23 protein-coding genes are annotated in these 26,511 nt (G+C 54.4%); 10 read left to right on the forward strand and 13 right to left on the reverse strand.

The genetic code is table 11. The annotated features are described in order from the left end of the window. Positions 1-51 precede the first annotated feature (51 nt). The 4 genes from LMS44_RS19155 to LMS44_RS19170 are packed head-to-tail and all read left to right on the forward strand — an operon-like array spanning position 52 to position 4,598. Positions 52-663 (forward strand): TRAP transporter small permease subunit, encoded by a 612-nt coding sequence (locus LMS44_RS19155; RefSeq protein WP_159177370.1) that lies wholly within the window; start codon positions 52-54, stop codon positions 661-663. Continuing rightward, positions 663-1,964, forward strand: coding sequence for a TRAP transporter large permease (locus tag LMS44_RS19160; protein ID WP_498946119.1), 1,302 nt, complete (start codon positions 663-665; stop codon positions 1,962-1,964). Before LMS44_RS19155 ends, LMS44_RS19160 begins: the two co-directional genes overlap by 1 nt. 42 nt (positions 1,965-2,006) lie before the next feature. Beyond that, a complete protein-coding gene (gene araD1 / locus LMS44_RS19165) occupies positions 2,007-2,993 on the forward strand; it encodes an AraD1 family protein (protein WP_138799390.1) in 987 nt (328 codons plus the stop codon). 30 nt (positions 2,994-3,023) lie between these two features. Beyond that, a complete protein-coding gene (locus LMS44_RS19170) occupies positions 3,024-4,598 on the forward strand; it encodes an aldehyde dehydrogenase (NADP(+)) (RefSeq protein WP_498946121.1) in 1,575 nt (524 codons plus the stop codon). 375 nt (positions 4,599-4,973) lie between these two features. Here the strand turns inward: LMS44_RS19170 and LMS44_RS19175 are convergent, their stop codons facing one another. The 4 genes from LMS44_RS19175 to gbd all read right to left on the reverse strand — a co-directional run bounded on the left by LMS44_RS19175 (position 4,974) and on the right by gbd (position 9,216). After that, positions 4,974-6,476: a tripartite tricarboxylate transporter permease gene (locus LMS44_RS19175; protein WP_498946123.1), complete on the reverse strand. Its 1,503-nt coding sequence runs from the start codon at positions 6,474-6,476 to the stop codon at positions 4,974-4,976. After that, the gene (locus LMS44_RS19180; protein WP_159177372.1) at positions 6,464-6,958 is read right to left on the reverse strand and encodes a tripartite tricarboxylate transporter TctB family protein; all 495 of its coding nucleotides are present in this window, start codon (positions 6,956-6,958) and stop codon (positions 6,464-6,466) included. Before LMS44_RS19180 ends, LMS44_RS19175 begins: the two co-directional genes overlap by 13 nt. 9 nt (positions 6,959-6,967) lie before the next feature. Then, positions 6,968-7,894, reverse strand: coding sequence for a tripartite tricarboxylate transporter substrate binding protein (locus tag LMS44_RS19185; RefSeq protein WP_498946125.1), 927 nt, complete (start codon positions 7,892-7,894; stop codon positions 6,968-6,970). A gap of 188 nt (positions 7,895-8,082) precedes the next feature. Next, the gene (gbd, locus tag LMS44_RS19190; RefSeq protein ID WP_498946127.1) at positions 8,083-9,216 is read right to left on the reverse strand and encodes an iron-containing alcohol dehydrogenase; all 1,134 of its coding nucleotides are present in this window, start codon (positions 9,214-9,216) and stop codon (positions 8,083-8,085) included. A 551-nt stretch (positions 9,217-9,767) separates the two neighbouring features. On the opposite strand from gbd, the gene LMS44_RS19195 reads away from it, so the two are divergent. The 5 genes from LMS44_RS19195 to LMS44_RS19215 all read left to right on the forward strand — a co-directional run bounded on the left by LMS44_RS19195 (position 9,768) and on the right by LMS44_RS19215 (position 15,340). Continuing rightward, a complete protein-coding gene (locus LMS44_RS19195) occupies positions 9,768-11,297 on the forward strand; it encodes a UxaA family hydrolase (protein WP_159177375.1) in 1,530 nt (509 codons plus the stop codon). A gap of 28 nt (positions 11,298-11,325) precedes the next feature. Beyond that, positions 11,326-12,291, forward strand: coding sequence for a GntR family transcriptional regulator (locus LMS44_RS19200; protein ID WP_190374606.1), 966 nt, complete (start codon positions 11,326-11,328; stop codon positions 12,289-12,291). Positions 12,292-12,403: 112 nt separating this feature from the next. Beyond that, positions 12,404-13,282 carry an NAD(P)-dependent oxidoreductase gene (locus tag LMS44_RS19205; RefSeq protein ID WP_138799387.1) on the forward strand — a complete coding sequence of 293 codons (879 nt, stop codon included), beginning with the start codon at positions 12,404-12,406 and terminating at the stop codon, positions 13,280-13,282. A gap of 38 nt (positions 13,283-13,320) precedes the next feature. After that, complete coding sequence (locus LMS44_RS19210; RefSeq protein ID WP_138799386.1) at positions 13,321-14,376, forward strand: Ldh family oxidoreductase; 1,056 nt, start codon at positions 13,321-13,323, stop codon at positions 14,374-14,376. A 67-nt stretch (positions 14,377-14,443) separates the two neighbouring features. Next, positions 14,444-15,340 (forward strand): NAD(P)-dependent oxidoreductase, encoded by an 897-nt coding sequence (locus LMS44_RS19215; protein ID WP_498946131.1) that lies wholly within the window; start codon positions 14,444-14,446, stop codon positions 15,338-15,340. A gap of 48 nt (positions 15,341-15,388) precedes the next feature. Here the strand turns inward: LMS44_RS19215 and LMS44_RS19220 are convergent, their stop codons facing one another. The 4 genes from LMS44_RS19220 to LMS44_RS19235 are packed head-to-tail and all read right to left on the reverse strand — an operon-like array spanning position 15,389 to position 19,941. Beyond that, entirely contained in the window at positions 15,389-16,339 is a 951-nt protein-coding gene (locus LMS44_RS19220; protein WP_138799384.1) for a Gfo/Idh/MocA family protein, read from the reverse strand. A gap of 35 nt (positions 16,340-16,374) precedes the next feature. After that, on the reverse strand, positions 16,375-17,145 hold the full coding sequence (locus LMS44_RS19225; RefSeq protein ID WP_022521917.1) for a FadR/GntR family transcriptional regulator: 771 nt from the start codon (positions 17,143-17,145) through the stop codon (positions 16,375-16,377). A 31-nt stretch (positions 17,146-17,176) separates the two neighbouring features. Continuing rightward, positions 17,177-18,121 (reverse strand): DMT family transporter, encoded by a 945-nt coding sequence (locus LMS44_RS19230; protein WP_022521916.1) that lies wholly within the window; start codon positions 18,119-18,121, stop codon positions 17,177-17,179. 17 nt (positions 18,122-18,138) lie between these two features. Next, complete coding sequence (locus LMS44_RS19235) at positions 18,139-19,941, reverse strand: IlvD/Edd family dehydratase (protein ID WP_138799383.1); 1,803 nt, start codon at positions 19,939-19,941, stop codon at positions 18,139-18,141. Positions 19,942-20,268: 327 nt separating this feature from the next. Between LMS44_RS19235 and LMS44_RS19240 the strand changes: the two genes are divergently transcribed. Then, the gene (locus LMS44_RS19240) at positions 20,269-21,345 is read left to right on the forward strand and encodes a TRAP transporter substrate-binding protein (RefSeq protein WP_498946134.1); all 1,077 of its coding nucleotides are present in this window, start codon (positions 20,269-20,271) and stop codon (positions 21,343-21,345) included. A 56-nt stretch (positions 21,346-21,401) separates the two neighbouring features. Here the strand turns inward: LMS44_RS19240 and nanR are convergent, their stop codons facing one another. From nanR to LMS44_RS19265, 5 genes are all read right to left on the reverse strand, one after another. Further along, entirely contained in the window at positions 21,402-22,124 is a 723-nt protein-coding gene (gene nanR, locus LMS44_RS19245) for a transcriptional regulator NanR (protein ID WP_022521913.1), read from the reverse strand. Between the two features lie 64 nt (positions 22,125-22,188). Next, positions 22,189-23,265 (reverse strand): Ldh family oxidoreductase, encoded by a 1,077-nt coding sequence (locus LMS44_RS19250; RefSeq protein WP_498946137.1) that lies wholly within the window; start codon positions 23,263-23,265, stop codon positions 22,189-22,191. 62 nt (positions 23,266-23,327) lie between these two features. After that, positions 23,328-24,707, reverse strand: a complete 1,380-nt coding sequence (locus tag LMS44_RS19255) for a TRAP transporter large permease (RefSeq protein ID WP_022521911.1) — start codon at positions 24,705-24,707, stop codon at positions 23,328-23,330. A gap of 38 nt (positions 24,708-24,745) precedes the next feature. Then, on the reverse strand, positions 24,746-25,279 hold the full coding sequence (locus LMS44_RS19260; RefSeq protein ID WP_498946139.1) for a TRAP transporter small permease: 534 nt from the start codon (positions 25,277-25,279) through the stop codon (positions 24,746-24,748). 128 nt (positions 25,280-25,407) lie between these two features. After that, positions 25,408-26,409, reverse strand: a complete 1,002-nt coding sequence (locus LMS44_RS19265; protein ID WP_009287493.1) for a sialic acid TRAP transporter substrate-binding protein SiaP — start codon at positions 26,407-26,409, stop codon at positions 25,408-25,410. Between the last annotated feature and the right edge of the window lie 102 nt (positions 26,410-26,511).

Here is a 26,511-nt window from a genome sequence, read left to right on the forward strand (position 1 = left end):
CCAACGCAGCGCTCGGGCAAACACCCCGAGCGTTGCGCGTAGAGTCGCGCCATGTCCCAAAAAACGCCTGACAATCAAACCCCTGCGCCGAATACCCAGGATCTCCCCGAGATTCTCGAAACGGTGGAGGAGGTGTCTCCCGAACGTAATGCTTTAGACCGCTTAATTGCACGGGGCGGCCGTGCCGTTTCCTGGCTCGTGCTGGTCGCGATGGGCATCAGCGTCGTCGAAGTCTTTATGCGCTACGGTTTCAACAACCCCACCTCCTGGGTACACGAAACCGTCGTGTTTCTGATCGCCGTTATCTTTGTACTGGGCGGCCCAGCGGCCATGGCGCGCAATAGCCATATCCGCGTCAAGGTGCTTTACGACAGCGCCGGGCCCAGGTTGAAATGCTGGATGGATCGTTTCAACGACCTACTCACTCTGATTTTCTGCCTGACGATGAGCTATGCCGCCTTTCATATGTTCTGGGGAGCTTCGCATAACCCGCTCGGTGAGTGGTCGCTGGAGCGCTCCGGCACCTCTTGGAATCCGCCCTTTCCCGCTATGGTCAAGGGCATGATTCTGTTTGCTCTGGTGTTGATGACGCTACAGGCCTGCCTGCATCTGTGGGAATCGATTAAAGCGAAACCCGCTGCCAACATCGAGGAGGCGCGCTGATGGATATTTCAACCGCAACGATCCTCATGGTCGGGGCCATTTTCGCGCTACTGGTCACCGGTCTGCCGCTGGCGTTTATCACCGGCCTGGTAGCGATGGCGTTCACCTTCGGCTGGTTCGGCGAGGCGGCGCTACCCCTGGTCACCAGCCGCGTTTATGGGTTTATTACCGAGTATTCGCTGGTGGCGGTGCCCATGTTCGTGTTGATGGCATCACTGCTGGATCGCTCCGGAATCGCCAAAGACCTGTTCAACGCCATGCGCGTCTTCGCCGGCCGCCTGCCGGGTGGCGTGGCGGTGCAGACCATCGTGGTAGCGTTCTTCCTGGCCGCTCTTTCGGGCATTATCGGTGGTGAGATCGTGCTGCTTGGGATTCTGGCGCTGCCCCAAATGCTCCGCCTGGGCTACGACAAACACCTCTCTATTGGGGTGGTGTGTGCCGGGGGCGCCCTGGGCACCATGATGCCGCCCTCAATCGTGCTGATTATCTACGGTCTGATCGCCAGCGTATCGATTGCTGACCTGTTCGCCGCAGCCGTGACGCCAGCGGTGATTTTGATGGGTTGCTACATTGCCTATGTGCTGGTGCGCTGCCTGAGAAATCCCGCACTGGGCCCGCCGTTAGATAGAGATACCCAGGATAACCCTTTCGCCACTAAGCTGGACGCGGTCAAGGCCATTCTGTTACCAGGGCTGATCGCTTTTTTAGTGCTGGGCACTATCTACGGTGGTATCGCCTCGGTCACCGAAGCCGCGGCCATGGGTGTTTTCGGTGTACTGCTCGCCACTATTGTTCGCGGCGAATTCACCCCGGGTATGTTGCACCATAGCCTTGGGCAGACCATGAATACCTGCGGCATGATCATCTGGATCGGCATCGGCGCCGCCGCCCTGGTGGGCGTCTATAATTTAATGGGCGGCAACCGCTTTGTTTCGAGCTTGATCCTGGGACTCGATGTAGCGCCCATTGTGATCATTCTGGTGATGATGGCGATTATGCTCGTGCTGGGGCTATTCCTAGACTGGATCGGGATCGCCATGCTGGCTCTGCCGATCTTTCTACCCATCGTTATTCAGCTCGGTTTCGATCCGATCTGGTTCGGCATTCTATTCGCCGTGAATATGCAGGTATCGTTCCTGTCGCCACCCTTTGGGCCCGCCGCCTTCTACCTTAAAAGCGTGGCACCGCCGGATATCAGCCTCAAGGATATTTACCTGTCCGTACTACCCTTTATTGCCATTCAGCTGTGCGTACTCGCGGCGCTATTGATGTGGCCGCAACTGGCCATTTGGCCACTATGATGACCGCTACACTATTGACTGACTCTGCATAAGGAGACCGCCATGCGACTGATTCAGTGTGACCATCAGGGCCAGGTTCGCGCCGCCCTGGTCGAAAGCGAAGAGCAGGTCAGGCTGCTCGACTGCGATACCTACACCCTGGCCAATCGAGCCATTGCCGCCGGCAAGCCACTTAGCGACATGTTGACGGAAGCATTGACCGACACACGCCTGGATTATCAAGCGTTGGTCGACACTAAGCAGTTGCTACCCCCGCTGACCCATACCGACCCGGCCCACTGCCTGGTCACCGGCACCGGCCTTACCCACCTGGGCAGTGCCGACACCCGCTCGGCGATGCACGCTAAAGCCCAAGCTGCTGAAGAAGATATGACCGACTCCATGCGCATGTTCAAGCTGGGTGTGGAGGGCGGCAAACCCGATGCAGGCCAGGTAGGTGCACAGCCGGAGTGGTTCTACAAAGGCGATGGCCAGTGTGTGGTGGCGCCAGAAGCAGAGATTCCATCCCCCGCCTTCGCCGAAGATGCGGGCGAGGAGCCTGAGTTGGCGGGCCTCTATGTGATTGGTGATGACGGCCAGCCCTGGCGGGTCGGCTACGCTCTCGGCAACGAATTTTCTGATCACGTGACCGAGCGCTTCAACTACTTGTGGTTAGCTCACTCCAAGCTACGCGCCTGCAGCTTTGGTCCCGAACTGTTGATCGGCGAACTGCCTGCTCATCTGGAAGGCACCAGCGCTATTCATCGCAGTGGTGAAACAGTGTGGGAGAAGCCCTTTCTCACCGGCGAGGCCAACATGGCCCATAGCCTGGCCAACCTGGAGTATCACCACTTTAAATACCCGGGCTTCCGCCGCCCCGGCGATGTGCATGTGCACTTTTTCGGTACCGCGACACTGAGCTTCGCCGACGGCATCAAGGTGCGCGAGGGTGATCGCTTTGAAATCAAAATCAATGAGTTTGGTCGCGCCCTGCGCAACCCTCTACGGGTGGAAGCAGACGCACCGCCCATCAGCGTAAAGTCGCTTTAACGTACTCTAACCACCCCAGCAGGAGGAAGTATGACTCTGGAAGGTAAACTACTGATCGGTCAGCAGGCCATTAGCGGCCAACAGGCTGACATTCATGCGGTAAATCCCGCCACCGGCGAAACGCTGGCGCCCGCCTACCCCGGCGGCAGCAAGACCGAGGTCGAACAGGCCTGCACATTAGCCGAGGCGGCTTTCGATAGCTATCGCGAGACCTCCTTAGAGGCGCGGGCCAGCTTTCTTGAAGCCATTGCCGCAGAGATCGAAGGGATCGGCGATGAGCTGATCGAGCGTGCCATGGCCGAAACCGGCCTGCCCCGCCCGCGTTTAGAGGGCGAACGTGGTCGTACCTGCGGCCAGTTGCGGCTGTTCGCCTCGGTAGTGCGCGCAGGTGAATGGTTGGATGTACGTATCGATCCAGCCATGCCCGATCGTGAGCCGCTGCCCCGCGCCGACCTGCGTCAGCGCCATATCGGCCTGGGCCCGGTGGCGGTGTTTGGTGCCAGCAACTTCCCGCTCGCCTTTAGCGTTGCCGGTGGCGATACCGCCTCCGCACTGGCCGCCGGCTGCCCGGTAGTGGTCAAGGGCCACTCTGCCCACCCCGGCACTTCTGAGCTGGTGGGGCGCGCCATTCAACGCGCGGTTGCCAAGTGCGAACTCCCTGAGGGCGTTTTCTCGCTGCTGTTTGGCTCGGGCCGCGAAATCGGTCAGGCGCTGGTTGCCGACCCTCGCATCCAGGCAGTAGGCTTTACCGGTTCACGTAACGGCGGCACGGCGCTCATGGCTACCGCCCAGGCGCGGCCGCAGCCGATCCCGGTTTACGCCGAGATGAGCTCCATTAACCCGGTGTTTCTACTTCCGGAAGCCCTCAAGGCACGCGGTAAAGCGATTGCGGAGGGATTTGTCGGTTCACTCAACATGGGTGCCGGGCAGTTCTGCACCAACCCGGGGCTAGTCATTGCGGTTCAGGGCCCTGAACTGGACGCCTTTGTTGCGGCGGCCGGTGAAGCAGTTAAGGGCAGTGCTGCCCAGACCATGCTGACGCCGGGTATCCATGATGCCTACCAACAGGGCGTAGGCCGACTCGCCAGCCACGCCAAGGTGACCGAGGTGGCACGCGGCCAGGCAGGTGAGACAGCTCACCCCTGCCAGGCCGGGCTGTTCGTTACCCAAGCCGAGGCGTTTCTGAGTGACCCCGCGTTACAGGAAGAGGTGTTCGGTTCGACTTCATTGGTGATCGCCTGTGCTGACACCCAGGAAGTGGCACGCGTTGCGGCTCAGTTGGAAGGCCAGCTCACCATTACGCTGCAGATGGATGACGGTGACTTGGCGACTGCCAAGCAACTGCTGCCGACGCTGGAGCGCAAGGCTGGACGTATCCTGGCCAACGGCTGGCCAACGGGTGTAGAAGTGTGCCACGCCATGGTGCATGGCGGCCCTTATCCTGCCACCTCGGATTCACGCACGACCTCAGTAGGTAGCGCTGCGATTTTCCGCTTCCTGCGCCCAGTGTGCTATCAGGCACTGCCGGAAGGGCTACTGCCCGACGCTATTCGTGATGGCAATCCTGCAGGAGTATCGCGCCTAGTCGATGGCAAGCGTGAATAACGTAATAAAGCCAGCGATGGCTTCACGATAGTCTTATAAAACAGACTTACGAACTAGCGCAGCGAGGCCATATTTGCCTCGCTGCGCTTATTTCATAGTAACTGACAGACTAGGGCCTGTTGACGTTTCACTCGCGGCCGCGCTGGAGCCCGTTTTTATTCGCGGCAAGGCAGGAGGAGAGACGTTTGGTGGTTCCAAATGAACGACGACTAACGCCGCCGCGGATAAAAACGGGCCCAGCCCTTCGGGTTGCCCCACAAAGCGCGCCATACGGCGTTGCAAAACTTGAAAAGGGAACCACCCTTCCCAGCGTTTTGCGCCTTGTCTGACGCGCTTTGTGGGGCAACGCGGTTCGCGATGAAACGTCAACAGGCCCTAATATACACTTCCTGATTTATGCTGCTGATAGCGATAAGCTTTAATCAAAAGCGGTGAGCACCATAGTAGAATCACCGCAATGCCAAGCCCCGCGCTGATAGGTCTCGCAAAGAAACTCGTTAAGTCACCACCAGTACGCAACATTGCGCTCATGAAATTATTCTCAACAACGGAACCCAACACTAACCCAAGAATGGCTGGCGCCATTGGAAAGTCATTCACAGCCAATACATAAGCCACTAGCCCTACAATAAGCATTAACCAAATATCCACAACGCTATTATTGATAGCGAAAGCCCCCACAATGCAAAAGCATAATATTATGGGCATTAGTACCCGGCTGGGTGTTAGGATGAAAAACTTTGAAAGTCGGATAGCCATATAGCCAATAGGTAGCATCATCAAATTAGCTAAAATAAACACCATAAACAGCGCATAGATCAACCCACTCCCATCCATAAAAATAGTGGGCCCAGGATTCATCCCTTTCATGTATAAAACGCCAATGACGATGGCCGTAATAGAGTCACCTGGAATCCCAAAGACTAAAGCGGGCACCCATGCACCACTGATACCGGAATTATTAGCGGAGCTTGCATCCATGATGCCTTCTATATTACCGGTACCATATTTGGCACTTTCTTTTGACCTACCCTTTCCCACACCATACGAGATCCAGGCCGCAATATCTGCACCCGCGCCCGGCAGTGCACCAATCAACGTGCCGATTGAGCTACCACGTACCATGTTACGCCAGTAACGTTTAATATGCCCAGGCACATTGTGGAAGACACTATCGTTATCGACGATACTGATTGTTTTCTTCTCAGATTTTGAAGCGTAATAGCTCATCAGTTCATTTAGAGCAAACATACCAATCATAACGGGTATAAAGTTAATACCTGCCATAAGGTCGGGCACTCCAAATGTAAAACGTGGAGCACCACTCATCATATCAAGCCCTACGGTTGAAAGCAGAATGCCAAAAAGAAGTGAGAGGAATGCTTTTGTTCTAGAACCAACTGAAATAAAAATTGAACAGCTTAACCCAAGCACCGCAAGCCAAAAGTACTCAAATGCACTGAACTGCAGCGCTACCTCAGCAAGGGATTGAGCCACAACAATTAAAACGATGGTGCCAAAAATACCGCCAAAAACAGAACATACTAAGTTAATACCTAAGGCCTCTCTTGCCCTGCCTTTTTTCGCTAATGCGTAGGACTCCCCTACATAAGCAGCCGATGCAGGCGTGCCCGGTATATTTAGATAGGTACCCGGAATATCACCCGCAAAGATCGCCATCGCCGATGTCGTTACAATGGCAGCAATAGCCGGGATGGTATCCATGTAGAAAGTCAAAGGTACTAATAGCGCTACTGCCATTGTCGCAGTAAGGCCGGGGACTGCACCTACAAATATACCAAACAGTGAAGCCGCTAAAATAACCAGCAAGGTTTCAAAGTTTAAAACCAGCCCAACCCCATTCATTAAGATATCCATGGCAGGCTACCCCCTAATAGAAGACCTTGCGGCAATGGAACGAGCAAGTAGCGCGAGAAGATAAAATAAATAGCTGACGACACTGCCAGAGATGTTGCCAATGCTATGTAGGGTGATGTTTTTCTTAATAACATCAGCAAAAACATAATGATCATTATCGTCAACATTGCACCAAGGTAGTCGCTTGCCAGGATATAAAAGACAATCGATACTGGTGGCAACAACATTGCCCAATTCTTTTTCTCAGGCAATGAGCCAGCTAGGGATGGATTACCGTGTGCTTCTTGCGCGACAACTTTTTTTCTAAGCCATAATGCATTCAAGGCAAGTACAGCCCCGCCGAGGCAAAATCCCCCCCCTATGAGGGAGGGGAAAAGCGAAGGTCCATACTGCAGGCTTGGTAGGGTAGGAAACTGCTGGGCAGTAATGATCGTAACAATCCCAGCAATAACGAACGCTATTCCGGCGAAAAAATCCCGCATTGTCATTCCTCAGTTAGCTAAGCCAACTTGTTCAACAATTTCACCGAATACGCTATCCATATCTTCCATGAGTTGGCCAAACTCTTCCGCGTTACGCCACTCGGTACCAAAACCTTGCTGACTCATAAACCCTTGATAAGTATCACTGTTGTAAGCAGTCTCTAGTGCTGATTCAAGTGTTGCTACTACCTCTGGATCCATGCCTTTAGGCCCTGCAATTCCACGCCACTCGCCCACTTGATAGCTACTACCGATTAACTCATTAGTGGTGGGAACATCAGGGAAGCTGGGTATACGCTCTGGAGACATTACCGCAAAGCTCTTCACGCGACCGGCCTCGATCATTGAGCGGGCTTCAGGCACCGAGCTTGGTACGATATCAATCCCCCCAGACACCAGCTCAGTCATCGCTGGTGCTGCTCCTTCACTAGGAATCCAAATCACTTGGTCGGCGGGAATACCTTGATCCATCAAAAAGCCAGCAAAGGCTAGATGCCACACACCGCCTTGGCCAGTACCCGAAGCAGTAAACGTGCCTTTAGGTTCAGAGCGTATCGCTTCAAGGAGCTCTTCAAGGGTTCCATAAGGAGAGTCGGCTGCTACCTGTATGCCTGGAAAGTCATAGTTGATTTGAGCAATAGGCGTAAAATCTTCATACGTCAGGTTAGTTAAACCCAACCAATGCATCATGTTAACTTCGCCAGTAGCCAAGCCAATCGTATAACCATCCGGCTCAGCATTAATCATGGCGGTATGACCAACAACGCCACTGCCCCCTGTGCGGTTGACAACATTGACGTTCTGCCCCAGCTCTTCTTCCAGAGCACGGGCGATAGTTCGCGCCGTCGCATCAGTGCCACCCCCAGCAGCCCAAGGCACAATCAACGTAAGGGGGCGTTCGGGGTAATCCGCAAGGGCAGAGCCAGACGCAGTCATAACAGCTGCTGCTATACTTGAAGCAAAAATAGTTTTAAGGGAATGGTTTGTAATTATCATATTCATTTTCCTTTAGTAATGTATTGCTTACAATTGATTATCATTTTTGGAACTGCATGCTTTATTACTTTACGTTTTTCTTGTCAAAGACCTCCTCACGGACTATTAAGTGGACAGAACTCTATTTATCAGAAAGCCTCTTTGAGCATGTCATAAAAGTCTTCCTTAGAAGGCGCGCGCGGATTGGTCGCCGTGGAATGATCTTCCAATGCCCACTGAGCTAGTTGATCCAAGTGCTCTTCCATGACGCCCATTTCGCTCAAGCTAGCAGGCATCCCCAATTTCACATTGAGCTTTTCAAATGCTTCAGCTAAATCGTCGTTAGGATTGAGACCCATCGCGTCTTTGAGGCAAGCATATTTTTCCTCACAGCCGGGCTGGTTAAATCTAAGCACAGTCGGCATCAACACAGCATTGAGCGTGCCATGATGAAGTTTTAACTCGTGCAGACCGCCTAGCGCATGGGATAAGGAGTGCACTGCTCCCAGCCCTTTCTGAAAAGCCATAGCGCCTTCAAGGGCTGCCATCATCATTTCATTTCTAGCTGTTAAGTTTTCGCCGTTTTCAACTGCCTCTACTAGATATTTGCTAGCGCGCGTCAGTCCATCCAAAGCAATCGCTTCAGCCGGAGGATTCACTTTGGGGCTTAAAAAGGTTTCAACGCAGTGAGCAATCGCGTCCATCCCCGTGGCGGCGGTCAAAAAAGGTGGTAGACCTAGCGTCAAACGAGGATCACAAATAGCGACCGAAGGAATCAGATAAGGAGAAAGAAAACCAAGTTTGCGATTGTCTTTCATGGTAATCAATGAGGCTCTTCCCACCTCACTACCGGTTCCCGCCGTTGTCGGTATTGCTATTAATGGCAGCACATCGGCTTTAATTTTTGTCACGCCGCCTTCAATCGCAGCGTATTGGCGTAACGGCCCAGGATGATTAAAAAGTAAGGCGACCGCTTTAGCTAAATCAATGCTGGAACCACCGCCAATGGCAATAATGCCATCACATTTGCTTTCACGCAGGTAAGTAAGCGCTTGCTCTACCGCTACTTCCGTAGGGTTGGACGGCGTATCATCGAAAACACATGCGCCATCATCAAGCTGAGCAGACTCAATAACGTGTGTGATAAGAGGGGTAGCACTGAGCCCCTTATCAGTCACAAACAACGGTCGTTTTATCTTCAGCAATTGCAGCTCATTGGCTAATTCCGCAATAGCGCTTTCACCGAACTGAATTTTTGTTAAATAATTGATTATGTGGGGCATTGTCATTTCTCATTATTGTTTTGCTCGTGAACCCAGCAATCTCTTCACTCAAGGTGTCATATAGTATGACTGCATGACAACAGTCTAGTAATGTATTTTGCAACTGCCAAGGCCTTTACAAAAAACGCCTAGCAAAACGGTGAACGGCGGCTCAAATATGGGCATGTTCACGCTGCCCATCCACCAAGCGGATTACCTTCAGGGGATTGCTCTCCTTCAGCGCCTCCGGCAGCAAGACCATGGGGAGATCTTGGTAACACACAGGCCGTAAGAAGCGATGGATGGCCGCGCGGTATCCAAAGCACCATCATCCATCTGCGGCGTAATCGTGAGCTGGCCTTCCAACTGAGCCGCAATCGGCAATTAGCTTTGTGCGCCGCGTGTATGAAAGCAATCTAGACTAGATGACCATTGCGCTCAATGAACATTATATAGAACAATAGTCTAATCGACGTACGCGGCCGACTTGCTAGAGTGCATCCACAATGATCGCTTTTAAGCTTGCGTCTGGCCCTTGCAACAAAAGCCCAATAATCAGCTTGAGGTAAACGATGAATCTCATTAATTCCCCGTCAGTTATTATTCATCTCAATCCGCGGGATAACGTAGGCGTTGCCTCAAAAGCAGTTCCAAAAGATCTTCCCATTGATAAAAAGGGCACGCTTGCTCAAGAAAATATTGATGCGGGACATAAAGTTGCGCTCACGCATATCAAAAATGGTGAGGCCGTTTTTAAATATGGCCAACTGATTGGGCTGGCTGCACGGGATATTAATCCTGGTGAGCATGTGCACACCCACAACCTCACCATGATTGAACTCAGCTCTTCTTTAGAAGATTTTCAGCCTCATCAAAAAACCGTCACCGTTAGCCATTCACGGACGTTTCAGGGCTACCAACGGGCTGATGGTAGCGTGGGAACGCGTAACTATATTGGTATTCTCTCTACCGTGAACTGTTCTGCCACGGTGGCTAAAGCCGCTGCGGACGTGCTCAATCAGTCTGGGGAATTAAGCCAAATGGGGTTCGATGGTGTAGTGGCCATTACCCATGGTTCTGGTTGCGCCATGAATACTGACTCAGAAGGTTTTGCCTTTCTTGAGCGTGTTATCGCAGGATATGCCCAGCACCCCAACTTTGCCTTTGTACTCATCATTGGCCTGGGCTGTGAGACCAACCAGGTCAAAACATTAGTCAAAAGAAAGGGGTTGGAAGATGCCTCGCGGCTAGCTTACTTTAATATTCAAGACGCGGGAGGGACACGCACTAGTATCAAAACGGCCTGTGATCACATCATGCAAATGGCCACCCAACACGGCCAACAGCAGCGTGCACCTGCGCCCCTTGAGCACTTAGTGGTTGCATTGCAGTGTGGCGGGTCAGACGGCTACTCAGGTATTACCGCGAACCCAGCTTTGGGCCATGCCGCCGACCTTATCGTGCAACATGGTGGCAGCGTTATACTCGCCGAAACCCCCGAAATCTATGGCGCTGAAAACCTCCTGATAGACCGCTCCATTAATGAGAACGTCGCCCAGAAACTACTCGACCGGATTACCTGGTGGAAACATTACACTGAGATAAATGGTGCTGAGCTAAACAACAACCCTTCCCCAGGCAATAAAGCGGGTGGGCTATCAACTATCCTTGAGAAATCATTGGGCGCAGTAGCTAAAGGCGGAACGTCGAGCCTTAACGACGTGCTGCTGTATGCTGAGAAGATGACCACGCGCGGTTTTAACTTTATGGATAGCCCTGGCTATGACCCGATTTCGGTCACGGGTCAAATCGCCTCCGGTTCTAACGTAGTTTGCTTTACCACTGGACGAGGTTCAGTCTCAGGCTTCAAACCCGCCCCCTGCCTTAAGCTCGCAACGAATACCTCCATGTATGAGAAAATGCATGAAGACATGGATATAAACTGTGGCGTTATTGTTGATGGCACTGACAGTGTAGAAAGTGTTGGAAAGCAGATTTTTGAGCGCATTATTGCCATCGCTTCGGGCGATATGAGCGCCAGCGAATCACTGGGTTACGGTAATAATGAATTCGTTCCCTGGCTGGTAGGTGCCGTCACCTAAATTTCCATTAGAGAGCCATTAACTGACTATGACAAAAACGCTGCGCGACCAACTCTACACGGCTCTTAAGCAGAGTATTGTTGGGAAACGTCTTGAACCCGGTTTAGTACTGCTTGAGGGAAATATAGCGGAGCTGTTTGGTATTAGTCGCTCGCCCGTTCGGCAAACATTAAGCCGGTTGCACGAAGAGCAGTATATCTGCCGTTTCGAGGGGCGCGGCTATTTAGTAGGCTCATCGCCAGGTGAGGTAGTGCGACGTGCGCTCAGTGAGCATGATTTCAAACAACTTGGCCATGCCCCAAAAGTAGATCGTATCGTTTCTTGGCGGGCGCATATCGACAGCGTTGAACATGACATCGTTTTATGTTCGATTAAGGGTGCGTTTGAACTCAATGAGCTGCAGCTTTCCAAAACGCTCAATGTCAGCCGTACGGTCACTCACCAAATCTTGCTCTATTTACAGTCTATCGGTTTAGTCGAGAAGATTAAATATAATAGCTGGAGCGTGGTGCCCCTGAATGATCAGCGGTTACATAATCTTTATGAAGCACGTCGCCAATTAGAACCTTATATGATTGCGCGAGCTACAGAACATATGCCAGAAAGTGCCATTAAAGGCTATATAACCAAACTCAAACACGCTGCTGAGAGCTATCCTGATATAAAGGGGGAGCTACTGGATGAGTTAGAAAATGATCTCCATCATACCGCCGTTAGTTTAGGTGATAACCAGGAGGTCATGAATATGCTCCGGCGCACGCATCCTATCTTATTAGTCAGTAAACACCTGCTTGGACGAGTACTAAAGCTTCCCGATCAAGATCCTTTCTTCGATGAACATTTATGGATATTTGAAAAAATGCGCCTGCAACAACCTGCACAAGCAGGCAAAGCCTTGGCAACCCATTTAGAGCGTTCAGAATCCAAGGTGCTCGACCGGCTAATTAACTTCCGAGAATCAGGTGATATCGATATACCGCTTTACCTACGCTAATAATCAAATAACGAACGTGGATGCCCCATCTCTCAATTGAAGCAATGTATCGACCTGCTAAACAAGGATTACGGGAAGCCTTGACGGGCTCATCTAGATAGAGGAACGAATAATGACAACGTCACGTACTATCGGATTTATTGGCACGGGCATTATGGGTGCGCCGATGGCAGCACGCTTGGCACATGCAGGACACCAAGTGCTTGTCTGGAATCGAACAAAAAGCAAAGCCAACCGTTTAGAGTCGGTGGGTGCCACCATCGTAGAAAAGCCCGAAGAAGCCGTTGCCGAAAGCGATGTCGTTATCGTTATGCTTAGCTCTGGGCCTGTGTGTGATGAAATGCTGTTGGGCCCTAGCGGCCTACTCAATGCCATGCAGCGTGACGCCACACTTATTGTCATGAGTTCAATACCTGTCGAAACCGCTCGCCGTCAAGCAGAAGAAGCCGCCAAGAGCCAGATTAATTACCTTGATGCGCCGGTTTCCGGCGGTGAGCAGGGAGCGATCGACGGCACGCTGGCCATTATGGTGGGTGGCGATGCCGTAAGTTTTAAAGCAGTAGAACCCATTCTCTTATCTCTCGGCAGGCCCGTCCATGTTGGCCCTGCAGGTAGCGGGGAACTTGCTAAGCTCGCCAATCAAATGATTGTGGCCAACACCATTGCTACCGTGGCAGAAGCCATACTATTGGCAGAACAGGGCGGGGCAAACCCCGAGCGAATGCTCAGTGCGCTTGAAGGTGGGTTTGCTGACTCGACCATTTTGCGTATACACGGGCAGCGTATGATTCAGGAAAACTTTACCCCGGGTGGGCCAGCGAAATGGCAATTGAAAGATACTCAGACCGCGATGGCTTTTGCCGACACGCTACATCTTAAGCTACCGGTTTCGTCATTGGTCAACACACTTTTTGAAGAGCTCGTCGATCAAGGGGATGGCGAGTTAGACCATAGCGCCTTAATCAATCAACTCAGACGGCGTAATGATTAAGAGAGCCTGACAACAACAAATTTAGGAGAATAAATACAATGAGCCACCATTACGACGTTCAGGAAATGACTCAATTCAGCACCGCTTTACTTGTGGCAGCCGGGCTCGATGAAGAAAAGGCTCAAGCAGTTGCCGAGATACTCGTCGAAGGCGATTTGATGGGACACACGACTCACGGGCTTCAGCTACTATCCCCTTACCTTGGCGAGATTCAGTCTGGCCGGATGCCTGTGTCAGGTGAGTATGAGGTAATCTCCAAACGCGCTGCCGTGCAGACATGGGATGGTCGTTATCTTCCCGGCCCCTGGTTGATCATTAAAGCAATGGAAACCGCCGAATTGATGGCTCGCTCCTGCGGCACGGGGACAGTCGTGATTCGATGCTCAAATCATATCGCCTGCTTGGCGGCCTATCTGAAACGTGCCACTGATCAAGACCTCGTGGTGGTGATCGAATCATCCGATCCGGCGACTAAGTCGGTTGCCCCGTATGGCGGTTTGCAAGCGACCCATACTCCTAACCCTATCGCTGTGGGCTACCCGACGGCTTCAGGCCCGGTTCTGTTAGATGTCAGCACATCCATTACCACTAATGGCATGGTCGGCCGACTGCACAAACAAAACAGCCAACTGCCGTATCCGTGGCTCAAGGATCACCAGGGCAATGCGACCGATCAACCTAGCGTGCTGTTCGATGAGCCTAAGGGGAGCATCATGCCAATTGGTGGGCTTGACCACGGCCACAAGGGATATGCGCTGGGGCTAATGGTGGAAGCCTTAACGTCTGGGCTCGCTGGATTTGGCCGTGTGCAGGCGCCTGCACAATGGGGTGCCTCGGTCATGGTACAGATCATGGATCCCGAAGCCTTTGGTGGGCTTGACGCCTTCAAACGCGAAACTGGCGCTTTGGTGGATGCTTGCCGTAACAATCCTGTTGCGGAAGGTAGCCCTCCAGTACGGATTCCTGGCGAGCGCGGACTTGCCCTCCATAAGCGTTATGCGCAGGAGGGCGTGCCCCTTCCAGACGGTGTTCCCGAAGCTCTAGCCGATTGGTCGGAACGTCTGGGGGTTACTTTCCCTCGGGCGCTGCAATAACAGCCGCTCATGCATAGGTCTAGTGGGCGATATTCAGGTGTGGTGAACCAACTCATCAGAGGCGACTATGAAACAAGAACGCATCGGATTCATTGGGCTCGGCTTAATGGGCAAGGAAATGGCCAGATATATCGTACGTAACGGTTATCCGCTAACGGTGATGGCCCATAGGAATCGATCCCCCCTTGAAGCGCTATGCAAGGAAGGCGCGACGGAAGTTAGCACTCCCGCAGAGATGGCAAGAAATAGTGATATTGTTTTTATCTGCGTAAAGACATCCGAACAGGTCAACGAAATCGTCAGCGGGGCTGACGGTTTAATGGCCGGAAGCCACGAAGGGCTTATTATCGTCGACTGCTCTACGGCTCATCCCGAATCAACTGAGCGCCTTGCGAAAAACGTAGAACATCAAGGGGGGGTACTCGTTGACGCGCCTTTAGCACGAACACCTCGTGAAGCCAGAGATGGACGACTAAATGTCATGGTGGGTGGCGATGCCTCCACAGTGGCGCGTATTACGCCGATCATGGAAAGTTTCGCAGAAAACATCTTTCATGTGGGTAAGGTTGGTTCAGCGCATAAACTGAAACTGATTAATAATTTTCTCTCGTTAGGGGCTGCTGCCCTAGTCAGTGAGGCGGCCACTATGGCGGCTGGCATGGACGTTTCACAAGACAAACTTCTGGAAATTTGCTCACAAGGGGGAGCCAACAGCGCGATGCTAGCTCCCGTTATGGAGTGGGTACTGCAGAAGGAGTGCACAAAGTTACAGTTCAGTCTTGGTAATGCTGAAAAAGATATGCGCTACCTGACTGAAACGTTAAACGCCTATCAGCTAGCCCCCCATATGCTGCCACCGCTTTGCGAGTTTCTTACGTTAGCTCGAGACGACGTGGGGGAAGATAGCTTCGTTCCCCAAGCGTACGACAGCTGTATAAAACGCAATAAGATCGTATCCGATTAAGGCCACTAAGATAGCTTCTTGGCTACCTCATATTTCCAGATAAAGCCTTCACTCGATAAACGCTTCGGTAGGCTCACGATGGCCGTATAGAAACGCATCGGCGACCTGGCGCAGCGGGGCAACATCCACCTCGCTGCGCTTGTTTGCGATCAGCTCGGCAAAGCGCGCATATAAACCTTGATACTCGCGCTCCTCCTCTTCAATGATCAGTTCATCGTCGATGACCAATCGACAGCCGCCTTGGGTGAGACTCAAGCGGCTGCCATCGCTGTGGATATGCATATCCCAGGTGGGCGGGCCGCTCTGGCGAAAATCAAACGCCGCCTCAATGGACGCGCCTTGTGGGTCGGTAAAGGTGAGATCCGCTGCAATCGGAGTTTGCGCATTGCTCGGCACCAGCAGTCGCGCCTGTTGCAGAAAAAACGGCTGGGGCAAGATGGCGGTCGCAATCGACAGCGCATTAATACCGGGATCAAACACTCCCATGCCACCGGGCTGCCAGATCCACGCTTGGCCTGGGTGCCATACCCGCACGTCCTCTTTCCACTCGATCTCTACCCGCTGCACCTGCCGTTCGGCTAACCACTGCTGGGCCTGGGCAACGCCAGGGGCAAACCGCGAGTGCCAGGCGGCAAACAGGCTAACGCCCTGTTCTTTGGCACAGGCAATCAAGTCCTCCACTTCGCTTAACGTTGCCCCCGGTGGCTTCTCAAGCAGCACGTGCTTGCCACGCATCAGTGCGGCCCGCGCCTGGGAGTAGCGCAGATGGGTCGGCGTGCAGATTGAGACAGCGGTAATTTCAGGGTGGGCGTCGAGCATCGCTTCCAGGTTTTGATAGGCGGGTAGTTCCGGCAGCGAGGCGTGAGGATCCGCCGTAGCGACAAGATGGCAGTTTGGAGTAGCGGCGATTGCCGGTAGGTGCTGGTCGCGGACAATTTTACCCACGCCCACTAGGCCTAACTTAAAGCCAGAGCTAAAGCCAGAGTTGAAGTCAGACATACGCTTGCCTTTGTTTTTAACCATTGAAAATGGGTTCAGGGGGTGGTGTGGGGCAGCTCAACGCTGCGCCCTAATGAGCTAACGCTGTGCTCAAGCCCTAGCGCTGCGGCGGTACCTGCCAACACCGCTTGGGACGCTAAAAACGCCTCCCGGGGGCGGCGCAGCCGGATGCTCTCCATCAGTTGACGGTGACGCTCCAGGCTCTCTTCAGGATCTGGGGCGTTCTCGTTGGACATGGAGATCAGCATGTAGATGGAGGGTCGCAGGATATGTGATAGCTGCGCCCAGACAATATTGTGGGTCGCCTTGAAGATCGCCTCGTGAAAAGCGACATCACACTCACTGTGCAGCCGCCGCTCCTCTTCGCAGGTGGCATTGCGTAGATTCTGCCCTAGCCCTTCAAAGGCTTCTTCGATGGCGACTAAATCACGCGCCTTGGCCCGCTTGGCGGCGGTCATCGCCACATAGGGCTCAACGTCCAGACGGAAGGCAAGAATCTCGCGCTGAATATCCGGGTTGGGGGCAGCGTAGCGGGTCAGCCAGTCAGTCACCTGGGCATCAAGAATATGCCACTCTGAGTATTCGCGCACCTTGGAACCATGACCAGAAATCCGCTCAATAATCCCGGCATCGACCAGTTGGCGAAGATCGCTACGCACCGCTGAGCGATTGATCGCAAAGCGTTCGCATAGATCCATTTCCCGGGGTACCAGGTCACCAGGGTGATAGCGACCACCGAAGATCTCCTCGGCGAGATGTTCGGCGATACTGGGACGAACGGCTGACTTACTGAGAGATGACGTCACTGCGATAAGACCCTATTTCGATTCCTGCCAATCATAACGTACTTGACCGGTCCACTGTTACCGGTGGCGAAGGTTCGAGACCTGCCCGCACCCTCAGCTCTAACCGCCGTTCATAGAGGCCCTTAGCACTCAATGTGCCCAGCACCAGAACGCCGCCGACCATGGCCATCGGCGCGGGCTGTTCGGCCAGAATCCACCAGGCCAACAGCGTGCCTATCACCACTTCCAGCAGTATTAGCAGGCCCACTTCGGCGGAGGGCAGATAGAGCGGCCCACGCTGCAGTAGCGTCACGCCGCAAGGCACAATAATCAGGCAGAGCAGGATAACGACAGCAAGCTGGTTGGCTGCAGGCAGGGTTGGTTCGCTGCCCGCCAGCCAAAACAGCCCTGCAGTGCTACCCACAATAAGGCCGTTGAACACCAGCATCGGGCTCATATCCACCCCCGGCCGCGTACGGCAGAGGGTAAAGTTAATCGCCAGGGTCGTTGCCGCCATCAAAGCGAAAGCGTTTCCGACCCAAGAACCTGCGCCCGCGTCATCGAGGGCGATCATGGCGACACCCACCATGCACAGCAATATCGCTAACCAGGTACGCCTTGGCAGACGCTCCTTGAGGATGATCCAGGAGAGCACGGCAGCGATTAACGGCGAACTGGCCAGTATCATCAGTACGTTGCCCGCCTTGGTGTACTGGTTGCCCAGCACGAAACCGCAGGTGGTCAGGCTGAACAGCAGCGCCACGGCGATACCCGTCCAGCCGCAGCGACGGTAGGCTGCCAGCGTGCCACGTCCATAGCGCATCAGGGCGATCAGTAGAAAACCTAAGCCCGAAAGAAAGCCACGCCACATCAATATCTCGGCATCGGGCAGATCGGCCACTTTAATCAGCAGGGCATCCGGGGCCATGATCAGCGCCCCGCCAGCGGTTAATAGTAGTCCCTGCTGGCGATGCGATAAGGTACTCCAACGACTCATCTTTAGTATTCGCCTCTTCAGTGATTATCCCTGGGCGGATGCTGGCGAGCCACATCGCGGTACTTGGTGGCGGGTTCCAATGTCATACCGCGGTCCAGCGGTTCGACCATGCTGCGCTGGATCTCCTGCCAAGGCGTCTGGTGGCCAGGGTAGCGGTAACCGCCCTGCTGGGCTAAACGCTCCCGGCGGGCTTCCAGTTCACTGGGTTCGATCAGCAGTTGCACCTCACCGCGCTTGAGATCGACCCGCAGACGGTCGCCACTCTCCAGCAGCGCCAAGCCACCCCCGGTAGCGGCTTCCGGGGAAGCATTGAGAATCGACGGTGAGCCGGAAGTGCCCGACTGGCGGCCGTCGCCCAAGCAGGGCAGTGATTCGATGCCCTGCTTGATCAGCGCCTCCGGCGGCTGCATATTAACCACTTCGGCACCACCGGGATGCCCTACCGGCCCTGCACCGCGCATTACCAGAATGGTGCGTGCATCAATGTTGAGCGCTGGGTCATCAATACGGGCGTGATAATCCTCGGAGCCATCGAATACCACCACCTTGCCTTCAAAGGCTTCCGGGTCGCTGGGGTCATTCAGAAAGCGCTCGCGGAAATCCCGGGAAATCACGCTGGTTTTCATCAGTGCCGAATCAAAAAGATTGCCCTTGAGATTGAGGAAGCCCGCATGATCCACCAAGGGGTCGTTATAGCGACAGATCACATCGGGGTCTTGGGTTTCGCGGCCCTGCAGATTATCGCCGATGGAGCGGCCATTGACCGTCAGCGCATCGCCGTGCAGCTTACCCGCCGACTGTAGCTCGTGAAGGATCGCCGGAACGCCGCCGGCACGGTAGAACTCTTCGCATAGGAAAGCACCGGCAGGCATTACGTTGGCCAGCAGTGGAATTTCATGGCCCAGGCGCTGCCAGTCATCGTTATCCAGCTCGATGCCTGCATGGCGGGCAATCGCATTGATATGTACCGGCGCATTGGATGAACCGCCCAGTGCCGAGCATGCCACGATGGCGTTCTCAAACGCTTCCCGGGTCAGAATATCCAGCGGGCGCAGGTCTTCCCACACCATATCGACAATCCGCGTACCCGTGTCGTAGGCCACCATTGCGCGCTCTTTATAGGGCGCAGGAATCACCGCCGACCCCGGCAGGCTCATGCCCAGGACTTCCGCCATGGAATTCATGGTAGAGGCGGTGCCCATGGTGTTGCAGTGGCCTATCGAAGGCGCTGAATCGCTGGCGCGGGAAAGGAACTCTGCGTAGTCGATATCCCCAGCTGCCAGCCGCTTGCGAAGCTCCCAGATAATCGTGCCTGAGCCCACCCGCTCGGCACCGCGCCAGCCGTTTAGCATCGGACCACCGGAGAGCACAATGGCCGGAATATTCACCGTTGCTGCGGCCATCAGCGCAGCCGGGGTGGTTTTATCACAGCCGGTGGTCAATACCACGCCATCTAGCGGGTAGCCATGGAGCACTTCCACGATGCCCAAGTAAGCAAGGTTCCGATCCAGCGCAGCAGTGGGTCGGCGCACGTTCTCATGAATAGGATGCATGGGAAATTCAAACGGCACGCCACCTGCGGCGCGAATACCGTCTTTAACCCGCTTGACCAAGTCAATGTGGTGGCGGTTGCACGGGGTTAAATCAGAGCCCGACTGGCAAATACCAATGATCGGCTTACCGCTGGTCAGCTCATCCAGAGTAATACCGTAATTGAGGTAGCGCTCAATACATAGCGCCGTGGTTCCGGGGTGATCAGGGTTATCGAACCAGTAGCGTGAACGCAACTGCTCAGGAGTTATTCGCTGAAAATTGGCCATGGTTCCGCTCCACGCCTAAAGTAAATATACAAGTCGGCAGGCGCGCTTTAGGCACTCAAACTGCCCACCAACACTAACGATGAAGAAAGCTTCCTAAAATGTAGGGAAGAGTTGCCATGACGGTACGCGTTCTTACCCGCGGCGTCGATACATACAAAAGTATATGTTGAACATATACTAAAAACGTTAGACATTCACCTAAGGGAGCGGCACTTACACCTCTATAAGCGAGTGCCGCTTACACACAACAACAATCAACCACGCTGCAGCTCGCTAGGAATATCCCCTTAGCGTAGCGACCTGCAGCACGCCAGGAGAGTGACGACTATGCACCATCTTTGGAAACGCACCCTATTAATGACCGGCGCTACACTGCTCAGCTCAGGCATTGCCTACGCGCAAACGCCTGACCTTTCCGATCCGCCAGAGATAGAGGGTGGCACCGTGGGTGACCACGGCAGCGTCACTCTGCGCATGGGATTGGGCTTGGCGGAAAACTCGCCTCAATATATCTCTAGCCAATACTTTGCGGATATTCTCGACCAGCGCAGCGAAGGGCGTATCAGCGTTAATATCTTTCCCAACAGCCAGCTTGGCGATGACGTGCAGATGATGGAAATGCTGCAAACCGGTACGCTGGATATGACCTACCCTTCCTCTTCACCCGCCACAGGTTATGTCGAGGAGCTGGCAGTCTTTGACCTTCCTTTCCTACTGCCTACTCGGGAAGCGGCTATAAAGGCCATGCGTAGCGATGCTGCCCAGGAGATGCTTGATGCCTTCGATGGCACTGGTCTAAAAGCCCTGGCATTCTCTGAAAACGGCTTCCGCCAGCTCTCCAATAGTGCTCGTGAAGTCGCTTCACCAGAAGATGTGGCGGGCCTGGACGTTCGTGGCTTGTCTATTCGCACCATGGAGAACCCAGTGCACCTGGCTATTTGGGAAGCGCTGGGCGCCAACCCGACCCCGATGGCATTTGGTGAACTCTTCTCCGCCATGGAACAAGGCGTTGTCGATGGCCAGGAAAACCCTTGGAGCACCATCCTGACCTCCAACTTCTATGAGGTGCAGGATTACGGCTCCGAAACCCGTCACGTTTATACACCCTTCATCAAGATGATCTCTCAGCGTACCTGGGATCGCCTCGATCCAGAGTATCAGGAACTTGTTCAGGAAGCCGCGCTGCAAGCAGCGGATTACGAAATCCAGCTTTCCAGCGAGTACGACGACTGGGCACGAGATCAGCTTGAAGAGCGCGGCATGCAAATTACCCGTCTTAATGACGAGCAGATTGCCGCTTTCCAGGAAGCCGTGCAGCCGGTTTACGAAGAGTGGGCACCACGCATCGGCGAAGATCTCGTGACTGAATTCCAAGAGATTGCTGAATCGACAATGGCCGAGTGATCCCATCCCTGCCGCCGAATAAAAAAGGCGGCAGGATTAATTGGGTAGCATGAGAATTAAGAAGCGTCCGAGAGGCGCTTTTTAAGCTGCATATAGGTGCCGTAGTGACGGTCTAGGTGGCGCCGCATGGCTGCTTCGGCCGCATCTGGGTCACGAGACTCTATCGCTGCGATGATTTCGGTATGCGCAGCGGTAGCCGCTTTGTCTTCGTCCTTCTGTTGCAGTACCAGCGCGCGGCGATCGTCCAACCACTCAGAGAGCGCCACATGGATAGCATCGAAAATGGGGTTACGGCCAATGCTGGCCAACACGCCATGGAAGTCATTATCAGAGCGTTTAAAGCGTGCTTCATCACCTATTGCATCGCGATTATCCGCTAATGCATCGCGCAGCCTCGCTAGATCCTCTTCACTGGCATTACGCGCCGCGTAGCGAGCCAAAGATATCTCGAACATGGCCCGCGCTTCCTGGAAATACTGTTGACCATCGGGCTTAGAAAGTAGCTGTCGGGTTACCCCAGAAAGCCTGGCCATCACCGCCTCAGCGGTGGGACGAATTACCCTGGCACGGGTACCACTGTTGATGGCGATAAGTCCTAGCTGTTGCAGGTGGAACAATGCTTCACGCACCGCGGGTCTGCCAACACCAAACTGCTCCATCAACTCCCTCTCTGAAGGCAGTTGATCGTTTTCACTCAGCCGCCCCTCGAGAATCTCCGCCTCAAGCTGCTCAGCGACCTGTTCCGATAGCGTTTTACGCTCGATCCGGTATCTGCTCATAGGCAGTCACCCCTGGTTAACCTGGAATTTTCCGCCATTTTACTGCATTTCTCATCATTATCCTTCAAACCAGCCGAGAGAGCGGCGCTATTTGGTACTGCTCGGCGATCTCGGCATAGGCTACTTGATTGGCAGAATCGAGCGGAATGCCTTCGGCGTCGCGCTGGGCCTGGCAGCGCCATTCGCGATCCCCAGGTGCCATTACCTGGGTATTGGGTGCAGCAGGCTGGGCGCGTAGGTCGGCTAGATACTCGGCCATTCCTTGCGCAAAAGTGCCTGCATCCACAAACGCATCCGGTTGCATGACCAGGAAGAAGTGCCCTACCCCGCGTGGCGTCGCCATGTCTGGCCCACCCATGGGCAGCAGCTTAAAGCCATGCTGCATACCCGACAGCATCGAACTCAGAACCTCAACCATGCCACCCAACCCCGCGCCCTTGAAGCCGAAGCCGCTACCACCCAGCGGTAACAGTGCGGCCACTTCACCAGGAACGCGGCTTACCTGCCCGGCAGCATCCGCCGCGACCTGGTCAGGCAGTTCACGCCCAATAGCCCCGTACTGCTGCACGCGATTCCAGGGAATCGAGCTGGTCGCCATATCCAGCAGGTAAGGCGACTCGCCCGCCACCGGCGCCGCAAAGGCGATGGGGTTGGTACCGTGAAAGGGCTTGGCGCCCTCATGCAACAGCACGAAAGGATCCGAATTGCAGAACGCCATGCCGAGATAACCGCGCTCAGCCGCTGCCAACGCATAGCACCCCGCCGCACCGAAGTGCGACGAGTTGCCCACCGCAACGGCGCCCATCCCCACCGTCTCGGCCATCGCCATGGCGTGCTCCATGGCGGTATAACCCGCGAGGTGCCCCAACCCATCGTCGGCATCCAGAAAACCGGTCGCCGCCAGGCGCTGGTGGAACTGCATGTCGGGCGCGCCGTTGATCCGCCCCCCCTTGAGCGCCTGCAGATAGTGGGGCAGCAGACGCAGGCCATGGCTGTCGGTGCCCATACGTGAGGCGGTAATCAGCGCGCGAGTGACCGCGTTAGCTGATGCCTGATCAGCACCTGCCGCCTTCAGAACGGCTTGCGTGAAGCGGGCAAGGTCTTCGCGAGCGACGCGAAAATTTGACGACGTATCTCTCATTAATCGATAGCTCCTGGTTTCAGTCGGGCTACTGGCTGACCATTGGCCAGCCCCGGTAATGCTTAACGATAAATCAGTGTTGGCAGCCACAGCGAGATAGCTGGAATGAAGGTAACCAATAGCAATGCGATGACCAGCGGCACCAGGAACGGCAGCGTGCCACGCATGCATTTCTCGAAGGAAATTCCGGACACTCGCGACAGTACATACAGCACCATGCCTACCGGCGGCGTTAACAAGCCGATCATCAGGTTTAGCACCATGATCACGCCAAAGTGCACCGGATCGACACCCGCAGTAATGGCCACCGGCAACAATACCGGCACCAGGATAGTGATTGCCGCGATGGTCTCCATAAAGCAGCCCACCAGGATCAGCACCAGGTTGATGATGATCAGCGTGGCAATGGGGTTATCGGCAAATGGCCCAAGTAGGGTTACCACATGCTGAGTAACCTGGTTGCTGGTCAATATCCAGGCAAATATCGAGGCACCAGCGACGATCAGCAGGATCACGGCCGTGGTTTCGATAGTTTCCATGCTCACCTTGAGCAGGCGGCGCCAGGTCAGGCTACGATAAACCACTCCCCCCAGCACCAAGGCGTAGACCACCGCAGCAATCGCCGCTTCGGTAGGCGTGAAGGCCCCCGACATTATGCCGCCGACGATGATGACCGGTGTTAAGAGTGACAGGAAGGCGCGCTTGAACGTATGACCAAGCACCGGAAACGAGAACACCGCATCGCGGGTATAGCCGCGCCGCCGTGAAATGATCGTGATCATGGCCATGAGTACCAGCCCCATTAACAGGCCCGGTACCAGGCCGGCGACGAACAACTGGCCGACCGACACCGAGGCCATTACACCGTAGATAACCATCGGCAGACTCGGCGGAATAATCGGGCCAATGGTCGAAGATGCCGCGGTGATACCCACCGAGAACTCCTCGTCGTAACCGGCATCTTTCATGGCCTTGATTTCAATGGTACCTAGCCCCCCTGCATCGGCGACTGCGGCTCCTGACATGCCGGAAAAAACAATGCTGGCGCCTACATTGACGTGCCCCAGACCGCCACGCATCCAGCCCATCAATGCCTTGGCAAAGTCAAATATCCGCACGGTAATGCCACCATTGTTCATTAGGTTACCGGCGAGTATAAAAAACGGAATCGCCAACAGGGGAAAGCTGTCGACGCCGTTGATCATGCGATGCATCACGACAACATCGGGTACTCTGCCGGTCAGCAGCACATACAGCAGGCACGAGCCGGCAAGACTAATGGCGATCGGCACCCCTATCACCAGCAGGGTAAAGAGCGCCGCAAACAGGAACAGTAAATAGTGCTGGGTGGCGGCCAATGCGATACAGCCGAGTATCGCGACAGCCGCGACCAATGGCGGTACTATCGCACCGCCGCGCCTCACAGCCAGAATGTTGGGCATTGGGGTGATCTCCGAGAGAGTAGCGTGTTGGCGTGTTGTTATTGGGTATTGAGCAGTTCACTGGTGCCCGAGCGCCAGTGACGAATAGCCACCTCCACCCCTCTCACCAGCATGATGATAAAGCCCGCCATCACCAAGTAGTAAAGCCAGCTTTTAGGAATATCCACAGAGGTCATCATGGCACTGGTACGATCAGCCAGTTTGAAGGTGATCCAGGCCATGCTGGCGAAGAAGGCAATATTGATCAGGTCTACCAGCGTCGACATCACGCGCCCCAGCCACCCCGGCATGTAGCGATAGAAAAATTCCACTGCGATATGCGATCCCTTTCGCACGGCCATGGTGCTGCCCATAAAGCCCACCATAACCAATAGATAGCGCGCCATCTCCTCCGTCCAGGCGATGGAATTACCCAGCACATAGCGGCTGAAAAACTGCATAAAGACATCCAGTGCCAGTAGCCAGAAGATCCCAAGCGTCAGGAAATCCTCCAGGGCATAGTCGTGAATGTTGAAGGAATCATCGTCGAGACCTGCAAGGCTGGTCTCGTCAGTAGAGTCAGTTTGGCTCATGGAAGGCTCCCGCTTCGCCCCACCCGAGGCTTGGGCGGGGCGAGTCTTGGTCTACGAAAAAAACGATCCCGGAAACGTACGGATTCTGGAAAACTCAGGCCTCACGGCATTACCGTCCGATAGTCTGATTACTGGCCGATAGCCTGCAGACGATCATAGGTTTCCTGATCCCAAGTCGCCGCTTCACCGTTATGGGCAGGAATCGTGGCTTCGCGGAAGGGTTCTATATCGACTTCGTTGACGGTCACACCCTGCTCTTCGAACCAAGCCACCAGCTCTTCCTCGGATTTCAAGATATCTTGAGTGATGCGCTCGCCGGCTTCGGTGTAGACCTCACGGAAAACCTCACGATCCTCCTCGGAGAGGCGATTCCACAATGGGCCACCGGCGATGGTGATTAGCGAATCGGTGATATGCCCGGTCAGATTGATATAGTCCTGCACCTCATGAAACGCTTTGGCGCGAATGGTCGGCAGTGGGTTTTCTTGAGCATCCACCACACCTTGCTGCAGCGCCAGATAAACCTCGGAGAATGCGATCGGAGTGGGGTTGGCGCCCACCGCTTCGGGGAACATCATGTACATTGGCGCATTGGGCGTACGAATTTTCAGGTCTTGCATGTCCTCCGGCGTATTGATCGGTTTGTTGGAGGTTACATGGCGACGCCCGTAGTAGTTCATGGCCAGCGGTACGTTACCGGTTTCATCCTGGTAGCCCTGGGCGATTTCCTTGAACAGGTCGCTATCGGCATAGGCCTGCCAATGGTCAAAATCGCGGAACATATAGGGCGCGCCAGCGATACCCACCGGGCCATAGAAACGACCGGCAAATTGGTTGCCGGTGTAGATCAGATCAACCGTGCCAAGCTGTAGGCCTTCGTTGATGTCCGACTCCTTACCCAGTGACGACGCCGGGTGGACACTGATCGAATAACGGCCATCAGTACGCTCCTCAATTTCATCTGCCGCCCACAGTGCCCACTCGTGGTAGGGCTCGGATGTCTCATAGACGTGAGCAAAGGTGAGTTCTTCTTGCGCATGCACAGCACCGGTCACTGAGAGACCACCGGCGATAAGCGTAGCGGTCAGCAGGCGGGCCATCTTAAGCGAGTGTTGGCGTTTGTGACTCATCGTGTACTCCTCACAACCATTGGATTTGTTGTTGGATAGTGTGATTTGCTGCTATTTATTGTGATGTATTTGGTTATTTTTTAAGCGGCGGCAACCAACGTA

The organism is Halomonas profundus (assembly GCF_020865425.1).
Classification (GTDB): domain Bacteria; phylum Pseudomonadota; class Gammaproteobacteria; order Pseudomonadales; family Halomonadaceae; genus Vreelandella; species Vreelandella titanicae.

Bases quoted from the DNA above. Each gene is read 5' to 3' on its own strand.
- LMS44_RS19215 (WP_498946131.1), top strand. From the start codon at position 14,444: ATGAAACAAGAACGCATCGGATTCATTGGGCTCGGCTTAATGGGCAAG.
- LMS44_RS19180 (WP_159177372.1), bottom strand. From the start codon at position 6,958: ATGCGGGATTTTTTCGCCGGAATAGCGTTCGTTATTGCTGGGATTGTT.
- LMS44_RS19220 (WP_138799384.1), bottom strand. From the start codon at position 16,339: ATGTCTGACTTCAACTCTGGCTTTAGCTCTGGCTTTAAGTTAGGCCTA.
- LMS44_RS19240 (WP_498946134.1), top strand. From the start codon at position 20,269: ATGCACCATCTTTGGAAACGCACCCTATTAATGACCGGCGCTACACTG.
- LMS44_RS19175 (WP_498946123.1), bottom strand. From the start codon at position 6,476: ATGGATATCTTAATGAATGGGGTTGGGCTGGTTTTAAACTTTGAAACC.
- LMS44_RS19255 (WP_022521911.1), bottom strand. From the start codon at position 24,707: ATGCCCAACATTCTGGCTGTGAGGCGCGGCGGTGCGATAGTACCGCCA.
- LMS44_RS19250 (WP_498946137.1), bottom strand. From the start codon at position 23,265: ATGAGAGATACGTCGTCAAATTTTCGCGTCGCTCGCGAAGACCTTGCC.
- LMS44_RS19170 (WP_498946121.1), top strand. From the start codon at position 3,024: ATGACTCTGGAAGGTAAACTACTGATCGGTCAGCAGGCCATTAGCGGC.
- LMS44_RS19260 (WP_498946139.1), bottom strand. From the start codon at position 25,279: ATGAGCCAAACTGACTCTACTGACGAGACCAGCCTTGCAGGTCTCGAC.
- LMS44_RS19195 (WP_159177375.1), top strand. From the start codon at position 9,768: ATGAATCTCATTAATTCCCCGTCAGTTATTATTCATCTCAATCCGCGG.
- LMS44_RS19200 (WP_190374606.1), top strand. From the start codon at position 11,326: ATGACAAAAACGCTGCGCGACCAACTCTACACGGCTCTTAAGCAGAGT.
- nanR (WP_022521913.1), bottom strand. From the start codon at position 22,124: ATGAGCAGATACCGGATCGAGCGTAAAACGCTATCGGAACAGGTCGCT.
- LMS44_RS19160 (WP_498946119.1), top strand. From the start codon at position 663: ATGGATATTTCAACCGCAACGATCCTCATGGTCGGGGCCATTTTCGCG.
- LMS44_RS19205 (WP_138799387.1), top strand. From the start codon at position 12,404: ATGACAACGTCACGTACTATCGGATTTATTGGCACGGGCATTATGGGT.
- LMS44_RS19155 (WP_159177370.1), top strand. From the start codon at position 52: ATGTCCCAAAAAACGCCTGACAATCAAACCCCTGCGCCGAATACCCAG.
- araD1 (WP_138799390.1), top strand. From the start codon at position 2,007: ATGCGACTGATTCAGTGTGACCATCAGGGCCAGGTTCGCGCCGCCCTG.
- LMS44_RS19265 (WP_009287493.1), bottom strand. From the start codon at position 26,409: ATGAGTCACAAACGCCAACACTCGCTTAAGATGGCCCGCCTGCTGACC.
- LMS44_RS19210 (WP_138799386.1), top strand. From the start codon at position 13,321: ATGAGCCACCATTACGACGTTCAGGAAATGACTCAATTCAGCACCGCT.
- LMS44_RS19230 (WP_022521916.1), bottom strand. From the start codon at position 18,121: ATGAGTCGTTGGAGTACCTTATCGCATCGCCAGCAGGGACTACTATTA.
- LMS44_RS19235 (WP_138799383.1), bottom strand. From the start codon at position 19,941: ATGGCCAATTTTCAGCGAATAACTCCTGAGCAGTTGCGTTCACGCTAC.
- LMS44_RS19185 (WP_498946125.1), bottom strand. From the start codon at position 7,894: ATGACTGCGTCTGGCTCTGCCCTTGCGGATTACCCCGAACGCCCCCTT.
- gbd (WP_498946127.1), bottom strand. From the start codon at position 9,216: ATGCCCCACATAATCAATTATTTAACAAAAATTCAGTTCGGTGAAAGC.